11 protein-coding genes and 1 pseudogene are annotated in these 15,719 nt (G+C 72.1%); 7 read left to right on the plus strand and 5 right to left on the minus strand.

The window, feature by feature from the left end; translation table 11 throughout:
* Positions 1 to 11: 11 nt before the first annotated feature.
* Positions 12 to 272: pseudogene (locus tag ACFWUQ_RS16615) on the plus strand (transposase family protein); the annotation flags it as partial.
* A 66-nt stretch (positions 273 to 338) separates the two neighbouring features.
* On the opposite strand, the gene ACFWUQ_RS16620 reads toward ACFWUQ_RS16615, so the two are convergent.
* Positions 339 to 878 carry an SMI1/KNR4 family protein gene (locus ACFWUQ_RS16620; protein WP_384538448.1) on the minus strand — a complete coding sequence of 180 codons (540 nt, stop codon included), beginning with the start codon at positions 876 to 878 and terminating at the stop codon, positions 339 to 341.
* Positions 879 to 1,054: 176 nt separating this feature from the next.
* Positions 1,055 to 1,717 carry a hypothetical protein gene (locus ACFWUQ_RS16625; RefSeq protein WP_384538403.1) on the minus strand — a complete coding sequence of 221 codons (663 nt, stop codon included), beginning with the start codon at positions 1,715 to 1,717 and terminating at the stop codon, positions 1,055 to 1,057.
* A gap of 240 nt (positions 1,718 to 1,957) precedes the next feature.
* Here ACFWUQ_RS16625 and ACFWUQ_RS16630 point away from each other — a divergent pair, with 240 nt between their 5' ends.
* The 4 genes from ACFWUQ_RS16630 (at position 1,958) to ACFWUQ_RS16645 (ending at position 6,118) form a co-directional block, all read left to right on the plus strand.
* Positions 1,958 to 2,290 carry an ArsR/SmtB family transcription factor gene (locus tag ACFWUQ_RS16630; protein ID WP_384538405.1) on the plus strand — a complete coding sequence of 111 codons (333 nt, stop codon included), beginning with the start codon at positions 1,958 to 1,960 and terminating at the stop codon, positions 2,288 to 2,290.
* Between the two features lie 163 nt (positions 2,291 to 2,453).
* Positions 2,454 to 2,828 carry a hypothetical protein gene (locus tag ACFWUQ_RS16635; RefSeq protein WP_384538407.1) on the plus strand — a complete coding sequence of 125 codons (375 nt, stop codon included), beginning with the start codon at positions 2,454 to 2,456 and terminating at the stop codon, positions 2,826 to 2,828.
* A gap of 293 nt (positions 2,829 to 3,121) precedes the next feature.
* Positions 3,122 to 4,180, plus strand: coding sequence for a VWA domain-containing protein (locus tag ACFWUQ_RS16640; protein WP_384538409.1), 1,059 nt, complete (start codon positions 3,122 to 3,124; stop codon positions 4,178 to 4,180).
* Positions 4,181 to 4,363: 183 nt separating this feature from the next.
* Positions 4,364 to 6,118, plus strand: a complete 1,755-nt coding sequence (locus ACFWUQ_RS16645; RefSeq protein ID WP_384538411.1) for a hypothetical protein — start codon at positions 4,364 to 4,366, stop codon at positions 6,116 to 6,118.
* Between the two features lie 77 nt (positions 6,119 to 6,195).
* On the opposite strand, the gene ACFWUQ_RS16650 is transcribed toward ACFWUQ_RS16645, so the two are convergent.
* Together ACFWUQ_RS16650 and ACFWUQ_RS16655 are read right to left on the minus strand one after the other, a co-directional pair.
* Positions 6,196 to 8,277, minus strand: coding sequence for a SpoIIE family protein phosphatase (locus ACFWUQ_RS16650; protein ID WP_384538413.1), 2,082 nt, complete (start codon positions 8,275 to 8,277; stop codon positions 6,196 to 6,198).
* Positions 8,278 to 8,502: 225 nt separating this feature from the next.
* Positions 8,503 to 9,192, minus strand: a complete 690-nt coding sequence (locus tag ACFWUQ_RS16655; RefSeq protein ID WP_384538414.1) for a M15 family metallopeptidase — start codon at positions 9,190 to 9,192, stop codon at positions 8,503 to 8,505.
* 293 nt (positions 9,193 to 9,485) lie between these two features.
* On the opposite strand from ACFWUQ_RS16655, the gene ACFWUQ_RS16660 reads away from it, so the two are divergent.
* The gene (locus ACFWUQ_RS16660; protein ID WP_384538416.1) at positions 9,486 to 11,426 is read left to right on the plus strand and encodes an NAD-binding lipoprotein; all 1,941 of its coding nucleotides are present in this window, start codon (positions 9,486 to 9,488) and stop codon (positions 11,424 to 11,426) included.
* Positions 11,427 to 11,792: 366 nt separating this feature from the next.
* Here ACFWUQ_RS16660 and ACFWUQ_RS16665 read toward each other — a convergent pair whose 3' ends face one another.
* Positions 11,793 to 13,757 (minus strand): FAD-dependent oxidoreductase, encoded by a 1,965-nt coding sequence (locus tag ACFWUQ_RS16665; RefSeq protein WP_384538418.1) that lies wholly within the window; start codon positions 13,755 to 13,757, stop codon positions 11,793 to 11,795.
* Positions 13,758 to 14,029: 272 nt separating this feature from the next.
* On the opposite strand from ACFWUQ_RS16665, the gene ACFWUQ_RS16670 reads away from it, so the two are divergent.
* A complete protein-coding gene (locus ACFWUQ_RS16670; protein WP_384538420.1) occupies positions 14,030 to 15,664 on the plus strand; it encodes an alpha/beta hydrolase in 1,635 nt (544 codons plus the stop codon).
* The last annotated feature ends 55 nt before the right edge of the window (positions 15,665 to 15,719 follow it).

A 15,719-nucleotide genomic window follows, 5' to 3' on the forward strand; every position in this document is an offset into this window, starting at 1 on the left:
CCGGTCTGCTGCGGGAGGTCGTCCCCGTGCTCGCCGACCGCGCCTGCATCGGGGCCGGCCCCTGGGTGACCACGCCCATCAGACGGCTTCCCGGCCAGGGGCTCACCACAACCCAGCAGACAATCAACCGAGCCCTGTCAGCGGCACGAGCACCGGTCGAACGAAGCATCGCGCGACTCAAGTCCTGGCAGATCCTCCGCCGGGCCCGCTGCAGCCCCAACCGGATGGCCGTCATCGCGGCAGCCGTCCTCACCCTGGAACGTCAACGCTGATGAATCTCATTGCCGTTCCAGGGTGAGGACGGATCGGCAATGGCCGTCATCCAGTTGGGAACCGTCTCACGACCAGACAAGTCGACCTTCGGTGAACCGACAGACCGGGTAGCTTCCATCGGCGATCCTCGTCAGCGTCTCCGCCACGGAGTCGAAATACTGGGCCATCGATTCGTACTCGCCCGCGACCGTCACCTCACCCACGAACCAGCTGCCGACGCGGCCGTCCCGCACATCGATGAACTTTCCCGTCCAGCCGTCCTGGTCCGACAGGAACGGGATCCACTCGTTACGCCAGAACGGATAGTCCGGCTGGTCCGCGGGGTCGAATCCACCGGGCATGGAGCGGTTCGCGTAAAGCCTCTCCATCGCCCGGATGCCCAGAAAGAAGCTTCCCTCGTCGGGGAACCCGTCGAAACCGCAGCATGCCACTTCGTCGTCGACGTCTTCCTCTGGCAGATCCAGATTGTTCTGCAACAGCCACGTCCGCAGGTCCCCGTGCAGGGAGATCCCCATCCGTTCCTCGGCTGCCGCGAGCATCTGCTCCGTAGCGGGCCCTGCCAGATCCGCGTGATCGGCCGGCGCGTGCTCCCGAAGAAGACTCATCACACACGACCAACTGTCAGCCACACTCATCGCCCTCTGCCCTCTCCACAGGAGCCTCAGCGAAGTGACCGCCCGCCATTTTTCACAGACAGCCCACTGTGCCCGGCGGGCCCAGCCGAGGAGCTTCCAGGACTCAAGCCAGGGCCACGGCCACTCCGCAGACGGGCCCGGGGCGGTCAGTTTCCGTACCAGCCGGCGGCGCCCGCCTTCTCGGCCGGCTCGAAGGCCTGGTGGAGGCCGACGAGCGCGGCGATCAGGCGGGGGTCCCAGCCGGGGACCAGAACCTCGAAGTCGTCGGCCTCCATGCCCCGGAAGACGATGTGGGCGCGGCCGGAGTCGTCGCGCCAGATGATGCGCCGGGGTGAGCCGATGCCGATGTCGTCCTCAACGACGACGGCGAAGACGAAGCACAGCAGGCTGAGCGGGAGCCCGAACGGCCACCACAGCGCCCACCAGACGAGGCGGCCCCGGTAGCCCCGGAGGACGGGGCCGGTCGCCGGCTCCACCGTCCACAGCTTCCGGCCCATGTGAAGGAAGCGGCGGCAGCGCAGCGAGATCCGGCCGAGCGGCACCCCGTACGGGTCCTCGACCCGGTAGACGGCCGGACGCCCGCTGAACCGCGACCCCAGAGCCTGCTCGGTGACCACGCGCGCGCTCGGGGCGTGGCCCTCGGGAACGATGTGGAAGGCCCGTACGGAGCGGCGCGCGTCCAGGGCCGGGGCGTCCGCGTCCCGGCACAGGCGGGCGGATCCACCCCCCTGCCCGTTCCGGTCCGCGCTGACAACCGCTGGTGGGGACACCGTGGCCACCACTTCGTAGGTCATTCGCTCCTGCGTCATGTCCTGCCTCTCCGTACCTGCCCCTGTCAGGTCCGATGATCTCACCGCGGTGATCGAGGACGGACCCGGAGAAAGCAGGGCGGCCGGGCGGGCGGAAACGTGGACGGGGGTCCGGAACGTGCACGGATCTGCGAGGGTGGAGGCCTCGGTGGGCGCCCGACGGCCGCCCAGGATCAGGACGGGGCCGAAGACGTGTCAGGACGGGTGGGCGAGGCGCACGGCAGTGACGAGAGGACGGAGGTGAGCACCCCGCTGTACCAGTTGAAGGCGGAGTTCTTCAAAACCCTCGGCCACCCCGTCCGCATCCGTGTCCTGGAACTCCTCAGCCAGCGCGAACACGCCGTCTCCGAGCTGCTGGCCGAGGTCGGCGTCGAGCCGGCCGCTCTGTCCCAGCAGCTCGCGGTACTCCGCAAGGCCAACCTCGTCCACACCCGCCGCGAGGGCGTCAGCGTCCACTACCGTCTCGCCGGCGACGACGTCGCCGAACTCCTGCGCGTGGCGCGCGGCATCCTCACCGGAGTCCTCCAGGGCCAGGCCAACCTCCTCGCCGACCTCACCTCCAGGCACCCCTGACTCCCCTGACACCGCATCCCGGCCGTCCGCCCCGATCAGGGCGCTCCCGCGGCCAGTTCTCCCGAATCCCCGCAGACGGGGCGGGTCTGTGGATAGCGTCGCGATGACAGGGCGGTGCGCGCGCAGCGTGCCGGCACACGCGAGACACGGAGGGCGAGAGCTCATGGCGAACGTGGAAACCGCACTCAAGGACATCATGGCCAGCGTCGAGGGCAGCCTGGGAGCGGCGGTCGTCGACTACACCAGCGGCATGGCCCTGGGCACCGCGGGCGGGGGGCGGGACCTCGATATGACCGTCGCCGCGGCCGGCAACACCGATGTGATCAGGGCCAAGGTCCGCACCATGCAGCATCTCGGCCTCGAAGACGAGATCGAGGACGTACTGATCACCCTCGGCGAGCAGTACCACCTGATCCTCCTGGCCAGGGGGCGGGGGAAGGAGACGATGTTCCTCTACCTCGTCCTCGACAAGCGCAATGCCAACCTCGCCATGGCCCGCCACCAGCTCCGGCGGGTCGAAGCGGAGCTCGACGTCTGACGCCCGGACTCCTCACGCACGCCCAAGAGTTGCATTTTTATGCAACTTACGACTTCGGATTCTTGTGAGATGCATACCGATGAGGGGCGGGCGTGTCACCAACCGCCCGCCCCGTGCGGCCCGCCGCCGGCGCGGAGGGAGGGGAGGCGGCGCCCGCCGCGCTCCCGTCCGGGGCGGCGGCCCGCGGGCCTTTCGGCGCGTTCGCCGGACGCGGTCTGCTCCGAACTCCGTTGTCAGTGGCTCCCCATAGTGTGGATACATCGCTCGGGGAGCCTCGGAGAAGGAGCAGAACCATGTCCGCCAACAAGATCCAGCACAAGGTGAATCACGTCGCGCTGGTAGTGGACTGTTCGGGTTCCATGCATCAGCACCAGAATCAACTCATCCGCGTCGTGGACGAGTTCGTCTCGGGTTTGAAGGCCGAGTCGGACAGCCTCGGCCACGAGACCCGGATCAGCCTCTATTCCTTCGACCACAGGGTGGAGAATCTGGTCTGGGACATGGATGTGAAGCATCTGCCGTCCATGCGCGGTCTGTACAAAGTGAAGAACGGTGCTACGGCGCTCATAGAGGCCTCGGTGAAATCCCTCGACGACCTGGGCCACATCTGGGAGGAGTACGGCGAGCACAGCTTCCTCCAGATCGTGGTCACGGACGGGGAGGAGAACGCCTCGGGCGGCGACAGGCGGCACGACGGCGACATGGCCGTCCTCGGCCCGTGGCTGGACAGGATCGCGGCGAAGATGGGGGCGCTCCCGGGGCACTGGACGTCGGCGATCCTCGTCCCGAACTCCCTGGCGAAGCGGACCGCGCAGAACTACGGCTTCCCGGCCGGCAACATCGCCATATGGGACGCGGATTCGCAGGAGGGCGTCGAGGAGGCGATAGGCACCGTGCGCGCCGCCGCCACCAGCTTCCTCCGCGGCCGCGAGCAGGGCGTGCGCGGTACGAAGAACCTTTTCGCGGTCGGCCAGGACATTTCGGTGGACGATGTGCGGGCGAAGCTCGAACCGGTGCCCGCCGACAAGTACCGGCTGCTGAAAGTCGATACGGAGGTCGAGATCCGGTCCTTCGTCGATTCACATCCGGGCGTCACGTACGAACGCGGATCCTGCTACTACCAGCTGGGCACCCGCGTGCAGGTTCAGCCCGACAAGGAAGTCATCGTCGTCGAGAAGGACACCGACCGCGCGTACACGGGCGACGCGGCGCGCAGCCTTCTCTTCGGTACGGGAATTCAGGGCACCGTTTCCGTCAAGGCGGGCCGCAATCCCAAGTTGGAGGTATACGTGCAGAGCCGTTCGGTGAACAGGAAGCTCAAGCCGAAGACACGCCTCCTCATCATGCTCTGACCCCCGCCCCGGCCCGCGCCCGCCCGCCGGGGGCGGGGGCGGCCCGGGGGCCGGGGGCGTGCGGGCAGTCATCGGGAATCGGCACGGTGGAACTGGGGTCGACCGGGAGGCGTCGCGCCGTAGACTTCGGCATCGAACACCCCCGGCGTCCGGCCGTCGCGCGCCCCTCGGGCAGGAGATCGTATGCAGGACCCTTCGGGCTCGATGGAGGTCTCCGATCAGGCGGAGAGCGGTCGGCGCACCACCGCAGACTCACCTGGTGGGGGCGCACCCGGCGCGGACCCCGACCCGACGACGGCGTCGACGGTCCTGGCGGAGGTACTCCCGGGGATCGCCGTCGTCTTTGGCGAGCTTCCGGCTGAACTCAAGCCCGACCTGATCGACTTCGGACTCGTACCTGCGGCCGACCGCCACCAGATCTGCACAGTCCTCGCCTCGATCGGGAACACGGCGACCGTGGCCGGCAACCTCGGAAGCGCATTCTCCGGCGCGCAGGGGCTCTACCGGCTCAGCGACGCTACCCAGGCCCTCCTGCGGACCGGTGCAGCGCTTGCCGTCAAGGACGGCGCGAACCTCGGAACGGTGATCTCCTCCAGTGGGCTGGCCCAGGCCCGCTTCATCCCCGTGACCGCGGTGAGCGCGGCGCAGGCCGCGGCGGCGATCGGGCCCGCGCTGGCCATGGTTGCCTTGCAGATGCAGCTGAGCGAGGTCACGAAGCTCGTCAGAACCAACATCGCGCTGACGAGCCAGGTCCTCGCGACGGTCCGGCGCGAGCAGTGGGCCGAGCTGACGGCGCTCGTCGCCACCGTCGACCACGCGGTCGACCGGGCACGGGAGGTCGGATCCGTCCCGACGTCCCTGTGGGACATCGTCGCAGGGAGTGAGGCGTCGCTGCGCAAGCAGCGCGACCTGTACAGGTTGAACGTCGGCACGCATATCGAGCAGATCCATCGGGTCGACACGCGGGGCCGCCGCGAGTACCTCGACGCGAACGCCGAGGCGATCCTCTTCGACGCGAACGCCCTCCTTTCTTCCGTCAAGGCGTGGACCGGCTGCCAGGCGCTGCACGCCGCGCGGGCGAGAGCCGCCGGCGCGGAGGACCCCGGCGAGGCGCGGCTCGCCGACGCCATCGTGCGCCGTACCGGCGAGGAGCTGGACGCCGCCCTCGCCGAGACGACCGGCCTCGTCGACGCCCTGACGCGGGAGCTGCGCATCATCGCCGAGCTCCCCGGGCGCGACACCCTGCCACTGCCGGGGAAGCGCAAGGACTCGGCAGCGGCCCGCCGGGCATCCGCCGGCATCCTGCGGGCGATCGAGCCTCTCGCCGACGCCCTCCGCCCACCGGCCCCTCCCCAGGAGGTCCCGGACACGGTCTGCGCACCCGCATCACTGGATCTCACGCCGTACCTTCGCATCCTGCGCTGGTTCCTGGAGGACGGCGAGACCCTGCGCGTCCTGGGCTTCCCGGAGCAGCTCGACGCCGCCGGCCCCCTGTCCGCGATCCTCAGCGGAGCGAAGGAGAAGCTGGCGGCAGCGAGGGACAAGGCGGTGACGGCGAAGACACTGGTCGCCGTCACGGATCGCCGCGTCATCACGGCGAGGGCGAGCACATTCCTTGAGCAGGGCGAAATCCGGCAGGACATCCCGGTCGACCAGGTGCGGTACGTCCGGTCAGCGGCCACGCAGGACAGGGGCAGGCGCTTGGCGATCGACCTCATCACGCGCGACGAGAACATCCGATGGCTCTTCAACGCCGACGTCGACGACACGCATGTGGGCGCGCTCGCCGCCGTGCTCGCCGAGTCGATGACGATTCCGGATGTCGAACGCGAACAGCTGCGCCGGCGGCGCCCCGTCCCCGTCGAGACCGGACCGACGGGCGGAAGTACGGAAACGCCGTCCGCGGCTGAGCAGCTCGGGGCAGGCCGGCTCGGGTAGTTCGGTTGTAGCGCGGCGTCGGTAGTTCCGCGTTGGCCGCGTCATCCGCGGTGGGCGGTGCGGCGGGGGCCGGGGGGTCAGAAGTCCGCTGTTATCAGGGGGTGGGCGGTGGCGGGGCCGTCTATTGCCTGCTCCGTCCAGATGGTCTTCCCGGTGCTGGTGAAGCGGCTGCCCCAGCGGTCGGTGAGCTGGGCGACGAGGAAGAGGCCGCGGCCTCCTTCGTCCGTCTCCCGGGCCCGGCGAAGGCGCGGCTGCGTACTGCTGGAGTCGGTCACCTCGCAGACGAGCACTCGATCCCGGATGAGCCGGAGTCCGACCGGGCCCGCCGTGTAGCGGATCGCGTTGGTGACGAGTTCGCTGGCGACGAGCTCCGTGACGAAGCCCAGATCGTCCAGCTCCCAGGCGGCGAGCTGGCCGACCACGAGCTCGCGGGCGCGTGAGACGAGGGACAGGTCGGCCTCAAGCTCCCACGCGGCGACGCGGTCGGACGACAGGGCGTGCGTGCGGGCCAGCAGCAGCGCCACGTCGTCGGCCGGGTCCTGGGGCAGCACGCCGTCGAAGAGGCTCTGCCCGAGTTCGCCCAGGCTCCTGGCCGGGTCCGCTCCGGCGAGCGCGCTCCGCAGGCGCTCCATCCCCTCCTCGATGTCACCGCCCCGGCCGGCGACGAGCCCGTTGGTGAAGAACGCCAGCATGCTTCCGGGCCGTACGTCGAACTCGGCGACCTCGAAGGGCACTTCCCCGACGCCCAGCGGCGGTCCCGGTGCCATGCCGACGAAGGCGGGGTCCTCGCCCGGCGTCAGGAGGGCCGGCGGCGGATGCCCCGCGGTGGCGGCGGAGCACGTCCTCCCCACCGGGTCGTAGACGGCGTACAGGCACGTCGCGCCGAGCACCGCCGTCTCGGAGCGGGACTCCGCCGACGTCCCCTCGCCGGAGAGACCGAGCACCAGGTCGTCCAGGTGGGTGAGGAGCTCACCGGGATCCAGGTCGAGGTCGGCCAGGGCCCGCACCGCCGTCCGCAGCCGCGCCATGGCCGCGGTGGCGTCGAGTCCGTGGCCGACGACGTCCCCGACGACGAATCCGACGCGCAGGGACGGAAGGGGGATGACGTCGAACCAGTCCCCGCCGACCCCCATGCCGCGACCCGCCGGCTGGTAGATCCCCACCGTCTCGGCGGCGGTGAACTCCAGGGAGGAGCGCGGCAGCAGGCTCCGCTGCAGGGCCACCGCGGACCGGTGCTCCCGCGTGTACCGGCGCGCGTTGTCCACGCCGAGCGCGGCCCTGGAGACGACGTCGCGCAGCAGGGCGGTGTCCTCCTCGCCGAACGCGGAGGGCAGCTGGCCGCGCCAGACCGTGACGCAGCCCAGGACCAGGCCCCGCGCGAAGAGCGGCACCGCCACGGAGGAGTGCACGCCGTTCGGGACGAACAGCCGCAGCCGCTCCGGGTCGACGTCGAGCCGCTCACGCAGCGCCGGGACGTCGGACACCAGCACGGGCCGCCCCTCCAGGAGAGGGCGCATCACGGCACTGTCCCCCACGGGCGGGAGGGCCTCGCCGACCGCCAGGAGCTCCTCCGCGGAGATCGCCGGGCTCTGCGCCGAGGCGGTCCGGCGCAGGCGTACGTCCCCGCTCGCGTCGAGGTGCGCGGGCTCGTCGCCGACGAGTACCGCCTCCGCGATGTCCACGGTCGCCAGGTCGGCGAAGTCGGGGACGAGCAGGTTCACCAGGGCCTCGGCCATGTCCGTCACGTCGAGGGAGGTACCGATGCTCGCCGCCGCGGCCCGGGAGAGCCCCGTCCGGCGGCGCTCGGCGTCGCGCGCGGACGCCTCGGCCGCGGATTCGGCCGGTGTGATCAGGACGAGCCACCGCACCTCGGCGGCCGTACCGCCCGCCGCCCGCTCGCCGAGGCGGACCACCTCGTAGGAGACGTGGTCCGGCGGGGTCGCGGGATCCTCCGTGTCGTGCCCCCCGCCGTGCGGGAGCAGGGTCCGGAGGGCGGCGCACGGCTGTCCCGGCACGCATCCCAGCAGCGTCGCCGCCGTACCGGAGCAGGCCACGACCACACCCTCGTCGTCCAGGACGACCGCTGCCGTGTCACTGACGTGTTCCGGGGCCCGGCTGGGGCCGCCGTACTCCGCTTCGCGGTGCTCCGCTTCGCGCATGTCGCCTCCACACGGCGTGGCTTCCAGTATCTCCCTACCGGGTCGGACCCGGCGACCGGGCGCCGTCCGAGCAGGCCGCGGGCACCGGCACGGGCGGTACGGGCACGAGCGGTACGGGCACGAGCGGTACGGGCACAGGCGGTACGGGCACAAGCGGCACAGGCACGTGCGGCGGAGCCGCGCGCCGGCGGAGCGTGCGGGGCCCTCGCGGCACGCGTACGGTCGTCAGCCCCCGGTATTCGAGAAGTGCTGGTAGTCGGGGTTGGACCAGTGGCCGCCCCAGTGCCAGCCCTCCGCCTCGAAAGCCCGCGTGAGGGCGTCGCCGGCGCGGATCATGCCCGGGACGGCACGGGCGCGCCGCAGGTGGGGACGGCCGGCGGGCGGGAAGACCACGCCGTACCGGTCCACGTACGGGTTCTCCACCGGGTTGACGTCCACCGCGTCGCCGTGGGCGTGCCGCGAGAGCCGGGCGGCGTCGCCGGTGACGCGCCGGCAGTTGAACGCGGAGGTGTTGTCGTCGGCCATCGACCGCGCGTCGTCGCCCCCGTACGCCGCCGTCGACCGCATGCGGCGGATGGGGAAGCGCGCGTCGAAAGCCGCGCCGAAGACCCGCAGCAGGGGCCGTACCACCCGCTCGTGCGCGACGAGTTCACCGCGGTGGACCCTGCCGTCGAAACCCCAGTGGTTCATCCGGATCAACCGCAGCCGTTCGGGACCGACCGGGCAGCCCGCCCGGTACGTGGCGCCCAGCACCTCGGGCGTCACCCTCGCCACCTCGGCGGCGATACCCCCGCGATGGGCCGGAAGGGCCGCCGTGGGCGGGGGTGCGGTCGTGCGGGAGCACCCGGTCGTGCAGCCGAGGGAGACGGTGCACAGCAGGGCCAGCGCTGCGACGGCAGGAGGGACGGGGCGCACCGCACCACGCTAGACGGGGCCGTCGGGGGCGGCGCCGCGCAACACGCGGAACGGGCCCGCGCGCACCGGCGGAACGGGCCCCCGTGCACCGGCGCACCGGGCCGCCGCGCGCACCGGCGTACCCGGCCACCGCAGTACTGCGCCCGCACGCCGGCACGTACCCGTAACCGACGGGGCACCGGCGGGTTAGCAGCACGGAGATCACCCACCCGACATCCGAAGATCTCCGACGCGCGCCCCGGGGCGGCGGGCAGCGGCCCGGCCGGGGCGCTGTCCCATGCCCGGGAGATCTCATGGCGCGGCAGCACACGACGTCCCTCCGGCAGCTGCTCCGGTACCGGTTCGACCATCTCGTGGCGGGTGGCACCACGGCGCTCATCGGATGGCTGGCGCTGGCCTGCCTCGCCGTCGTGGTCCCGGCGAGCGCGGTCCTCGTCTGGTCCGACCGGACTCCCCCGACCACCCTCTCCGGCCGGCTCACCGCGGTGTGGGTCAGCGTCGGCCAGACACTCAAGATCGGGGGCGCGGTCGGCTCGCCGCTGTACGTGCTCGCCTCCGTGTCACTGGCCCTGGTCGCCCTGCTGTTCGTGTCTACGCTCGTCAGTCTGATCACGACCGGTATCAACAACCGCATCATGTCCCTGCGGTTGGGGCACTCCACCGTGCTGGAGTCCGGGCACACCGTCGTCCTGGGGTGGTCCGACCAGATCTTCCCCGTGGTCGGGGAACTCGTGACCGCCAACGCCAACCAGCGGCGCTCGGCGATCGCCGTCCTCGCCCCCAAGGACAAGGTGGAGATGGAGGAGGAGATCGCCACGCACGTCCCCGACACCGGCAGGACCCGGATCATCTGCCGCACCGGCAGCACCACCGACCCCACCGTGCTCGCCCGGGTGAGCCCGGCGACCGCGAAGGCCGTCCTCGTCCTGCCCCCGAGCGGGGATGCGGGCGACGCCCTCGTGGTGAAGACCCTGCTCACGCTGAACGCGGCTGTCCCCGGATCCGGCGGGGACGCGGTGCTGGTCGCGGCGGTGCGGGACACCCGCAACCACCGTACGGCCCGGCTGGCCGCCGGTCCGGGCGGGCACGTCCTGTGCATGGACGACATCGTCGCCCGGATCCTCGTCCAGACCGCCCGCCGACCCGGACTGTCGCTCGTGTACCAGGAGTTACTGGACTTCGAGGGTGACGAGTTCTACCCGGTGGCGGCCGGGGCCCTCGTGGACCGCACCTTCGGCGAGGCCCTCCTGGCGTTCGCCACGTCCTCGGTGGTCGGACTGCTGCGCGCCGACGGCGAGGTCGCGCTCAACCCGGAGTCCGGCACCAGGATCGGCGCGGGCGACCGGCTCGTCGTCGTCACGCGCGACGACGACACGGCCGTACCCGCGAACACGGCGGCCTGGGTCGACGAGAACGCGATCGTCGCGGCCGCCCCGCGGGTCCCCCTCGCCGAACGCCTGCTCCTGCTGGGCTGGAACCGCCGCGCCCCGCTCGTCGTGGAACAGCTCGACCAGTACGTCAGCCCCGGCACCACGTTGGACGTGGTGGCGCTCGGCGGAGAGGCGACGGCGCGCGGCGCGGCCGGCTCCGCTTCGGGCCGACGGAACCTCGAAGTCTCCTTCCTTGAGGGGGACATCACCGATCCGCGGGTCCTGGACAAGCTCGACGTCCCCTCGTATGACGGTGTGATCGTCGTGGGTGAGCCGGGGGACGCGGCGGGAGCGGGGCCGGCGGCGGGTCGGGGGGCGGCGGCAGCGGGGCCGGAGGCCGACGCGGACGACCGGACGCTGGTCGCCCTGCTGCACCTGCGGGCGATCGCGGAGGCCTCGCGCCGCGAGCTCTCCCTCACCACCGAGATGTCCGACGACGGCAACCGGCTGCTCGCGCCGGCGCGTGAGGGCGCGGACTTCATCGTCAGCGGTCGGCTGATCAGCCTCCTGATGACGCAGATCTCGGAGAGCGGGTACCTCGCCCGCGTCTTCGAGGAGCTGTTCAGGGCCGAGGGCAACGAGCTGTCCCTGAAACCGGCCGCGGACTACGTGCGGACGGACCGCGAGGTCACCTTCGCCACCGTCGTCGAGTCGGCGCGCCGCCGCGGCGAGTGCGCGGTGGGCTACCGGCTGCGCGCGCGGGCCGCGACGGGACCCGATCACGGGGTGCGGATCAACCCGGACAAGCGGCAGGGGGTGCGGTTCGGCGCGCAGGACTGGGTGATCGTGCTCGCCGCGGGCTGACACCCGGCCGGCGGGCAGCCTGCGGCGAGCACCGGCCGGGGAGCGCGCGGGGGGGCCGGGGACCCCCTACGGAGGCCGGGGAGCCGGGCCGGGGCCGGGAGCCGGGCCGGGGGCGGGAGCCGGGCCGGGGCCGGGAGCCGGGCCGGGGCCGGGAGCCGGGCCGGGGCCGGGAGTGCCCGGCCCGGCACGGGCCCGGCACGGGCCCGGCACGGCGAACCCCAGCAGGGGCCCGGGCCGGGCCGGCCCGGCCCGGGCCCGGCACGGCACGGCGAACCCCAGCACGGGCCCGTGCCGGCCCGGCCCGGCACGGCGAACCCCGGCACGGCGGGGCCCGGCACAGCAGGCCCCGGCGCGGCTCCCCGGTGCTCACTGCGCCGCGTGCACCTCCAGCGCCGTCCGGACCGCCGACTCCAGGGCGCCCTCGATCCAGGCGGGCTTGACCGAGGTGTGGCAGCCGGCGAAGTGCAGGTTCCCCTCGGCCGCGCGGACGTGCGGGAAGAGCTCGGTGTGCTGGCCGGGCAGCAGGACGGAGGCCTCACCGTAGGCGTACGGGTCCCGCATCCACGACTGGGTGCGCCCGACCCCGGTGTAGAACACCTCGATCCGCTGCCCGAACACCTCCTGCACCCCGGCGAGGGCGCGCGGGTAGCGCTCCGCGTCGTCGAGGGAGTCCCACTTCAGCGCGTCGTCCGCCCAGCTGTAGGACGCGAGGACCACGCCGCCGGGGCTGCCCTCGACCGGGTAGGAGGGCTGGAACATGAAGCGGTTGGGGTTGTCGGTGGCCGAGCCGCCGCCGATGACTCCCGCCGCCTCGGGCTGGTCCCGGGCCACGACGCGGCTGGCGGCGTAGTGCGAGCGCTGACCGGCGGAGATGCGCCCCTTGGGCACGGAGGGGTGGGCGCCCAGCATGCCGCCGTCGCCCGAGGTCCGGCCCAGCTGGTACTTCTGGTACAGGCCGGGTTCGACGGCCTCCAGTTCGCGCTTCCAGTCGGCCTCGTCGAACTCCCACCAGCGGCGGCTGAACTCCAGCAGCACCTTGGTGGCGGCGTCGTAGTGCAGCTCGGTGACCGCGCGCCGCTTGCCGTAGGAGAGGGCGGGGGTGACGGGGATGTGGCGCAGCCCGGAGAAGGGCACCGTGATGATCGCGGTGTCACCGGTGAAGGTCTCGCGGCGCACCGGGGCGCCGTCGCGGCCCTCGGAGACGGTCTCGACGGTGACGCTGCCCGGGGCGTGCGTGATGCGGGTGGCGCGGCGGTCGAGCCGGACCAGGTCCTTGACGCGGGCGTAGAGCGCGTCGGCGAGGGTGGCGGTGCCGTCGGGCAGTTCGAAGAAGGCCGTGTCGGGGCTGATCAGCGAGGAGCCGATGAAGCTGTGCACGAAGGCCAGGTGCAGCCGGGAGGTGAGGTTCTCGACGGTTCCGACGAGGTCGATGGTCCGCTCGTCGATCTCGGCCTCCTCGGTCAGGAAGCGGTACATCGACATGTGGCCGTAGCGCTGGATGACCCGGGCCCAGCCCTCGACGAGCTCCCTGTCCTTCCTGCCCTCGATCTCCTTGCGCACGGGGGCGAAGGCGTCGCGGACGATCTGTGCGGCCGGCAGCGCCTCGTAGGCCGCCGGGACGCCGAAGGAGCGGTTGAGGGCCTGGGGGCTGCGGGCGTAGTCGGCCCGGCGCACGCGGATGCCGTTGACGAAGATCCAGGTGCGGTAGGCGGGGCGGCCGGACGCGTCGACGTCGACCAGGTGGAAGCGCCGGCGCTTGAGCCCGAGGCTGTCGATCAGGCCGGTGACCAGCGGGTGGCTGTCGGGGATGCGCATCGCACCGGCCTCGGCGTACTGCTTGGGGTCGGCGAAGGCGGGCGCGGACTTCTCGTGGCCGCCGGTACGGAAGGTCTTGATCCGGCCCCCGACCCGGTTGCCGTTGGCCTCGATGACGGTGACCCGGTGCCCGGCCTCGCGCAGCAGGTGCGCGGCGGTGAGCCCGGCCGGGCCGGCGCCGACGACCAGTACCTTCTTGGCGGGTCGCCCTGCTCCGCGGCCCCGGGGCAGACCGTTCTTCAGCAGTACGTCGGCGTAGTGCGGCACCAGCGGCCGGTCCTCGTCGTCCCGGACCAGGATGGCGCGGGCGATCGTGAGGCAGGTGTCCCAATCGGGACGCGCGGAGCCGGACGGCGCCCGCGTGGTGGTGCCGGCGGACGCGGCGGCGACGCTCAGCGCGCCGGCTGAGGCGACCGCGGCGGCTCCCGCGATGAGGGTGCGGCGGGAGGGGCGGCGGGAGGCGTCCGCCGCCGATTCGTCCGCGGAATCGTGGTCGGGGGACGGTTCGATGATCATGGCGCAACTCTTGCCGCCCGCGGGCGCCTTGGACGCCGATCGGGGCTCCGACGAGGAACAACCACCCGGACGTGCGGCGGCGGCGGCCCGTCGTTGACGAACGGGTTTTCGGTCGGTGCGGCCCGCTGCGACCTCGGCGTGTCGGCCAGTTGTCCGGATTTCGGCTCGTCCGTGAGGAGCAGGGGAATCGGCCCTCGGGGATGATTCGCCCGGCCGACCGGTGCAACAGGCTGAACGGGTCAGCGCTTTCACCGAAAGGACGGACCGCCATCGTGCGTCTGAAACGCCTCGCTCCGCTGCTCGCCACCGCCGGGCTCGTCGCGACCACCGTGCCGCTCCTGGCCGCGACCCAGGCCTCCGCCGCCTCCGCGTCGGACTACCTGCGGCAGAAGCCCGCCTGGCAGCGGTGCAGCACCGAGCAGCCGGCCTCGTACGAGTGCGCCACGCTGAAGGTGCCGCTCGACTACCGGCGTCCGCAGGGGCGCACGATCGACCTCGCGATATCCCGGATCAAGAGCGAGAACCCGGCCAAGCGGCACGGCGCGATGCTCTTCAACCCCGGCGGTCCCGGCGGTTCCGGGCTCGGCCTGCCGCTGGAGATGAACGGGGCGATGCCCAAGGACGTCCGCGACCAGTACGACCTGATCGGCTTCGACCCCCGCGGCGTCGGTGCCAGCAGCCCGATCACCTGCGGACTGACCGAGGCCGAGCAGAACATCGACCGGCCGTACCGGCCCGAGACGTACCCCTCGGACGTCCAGTGGGCGCGTACCGTCGCCGACAAGTGCCGGGAGAAGTCCGGCGACGTGCTGGCGCACATCACCACCCGGAACACGGCGCGCGACATGGACACCATCCGCGCGGTGCTCGGTGAGCGGAAGATCTCCTTCATCGGCTACTCCTACGGCACCTACCTCGGCGCCGTCTACTCGCAGATGTTCCCGGAGCGCACCGACCGCTTCGTGCTCGACAGCGGCGTGGACCCCAAGCGGATCTGGCGCGGCATGATCCAGGTGTGGGCCAGCGAAGCCGAGCCCGCGTACAAGCGGTGGACGGAGTGGGCCGCGCAGCGGTCGGCGGAGTTCCACCTCGGCGACACCCCGCAGGCGGTGTCGGACACCTTCTGGGGCCTGGTGGCGCGCGCGGACCGGGAGCCGATCGAGCTGTACGGGCAGAAGCTGACGGGTGACGACATCCGCACCGCCCGGGGAGCGTTCTTCTACCCGGCGCAGGTCACCCCGCTGATCGTGGACCTCAAGGCGTCCGCCGAGGGCGCCCCGCGTCCGGCGGCCGCGGCGGGCACGCCCGTACCGGATGTGAAGAAGCTGCTGGCCGGGGACCGGTCACCGGGCCGCTCCGCGATGGGCGGGCCTGCCGCCCGGACCGGCGCGGCGGGGGCCGAACAGGCCGCCGACAACGGCACCGCGGTCTTCCTCGCCGTCATCTGCGGGGACACGGGCGCCTGGCCCCGCTACACCGAGCAGTACGAACGGGACGCGGCGAAGGACAAGGCCCGCTACCCGCTGTACGGCGACTTCGCCTCCAACATCAAGCCGTGCGCCTTCTGGGACCGGCCCGTCGAGGCGGCCACTCCCATGAGGACCCGGGCCGATGTCCTGACCGTGCAGAACGAATGGGACTCCCAGACGCCGCTCGTCAGCGGCCAGGGTCTGCACAAGGCGCTCAAGGGCTCGCGCATGGTGCTGGCGGCCGGGGGCGAGGGCCACGGCGTCTACCTCGTCGACCCCGCCTCGTGCGTCAACGCGCCGGTCAACAGCTATCTGACGACGGGCCGGCTGCCGCACGAGGACATCACCTGCCAGAACCCGGCGCCCGGTACGGAGCGACGCGAGGGCCTCACCTCGCCGAAGCCGCTGCCGCTCCCGTCCGCCCCGGACCGGTTCTGACCTCCGCGCACCACTTCTGACCGGCCCTCGGTTCCGGGGCCCGTCCGGCGGCCCG

The sequence above is a fragment of the Streptomyces sp. NPDC058662 genome, from assembly GCF_042716255.1.
Lineage (GTDB): Bacteria > Actinomycetota > Actinomycetes > Streptomycetales > Streptomycetaceae > Streptomyces.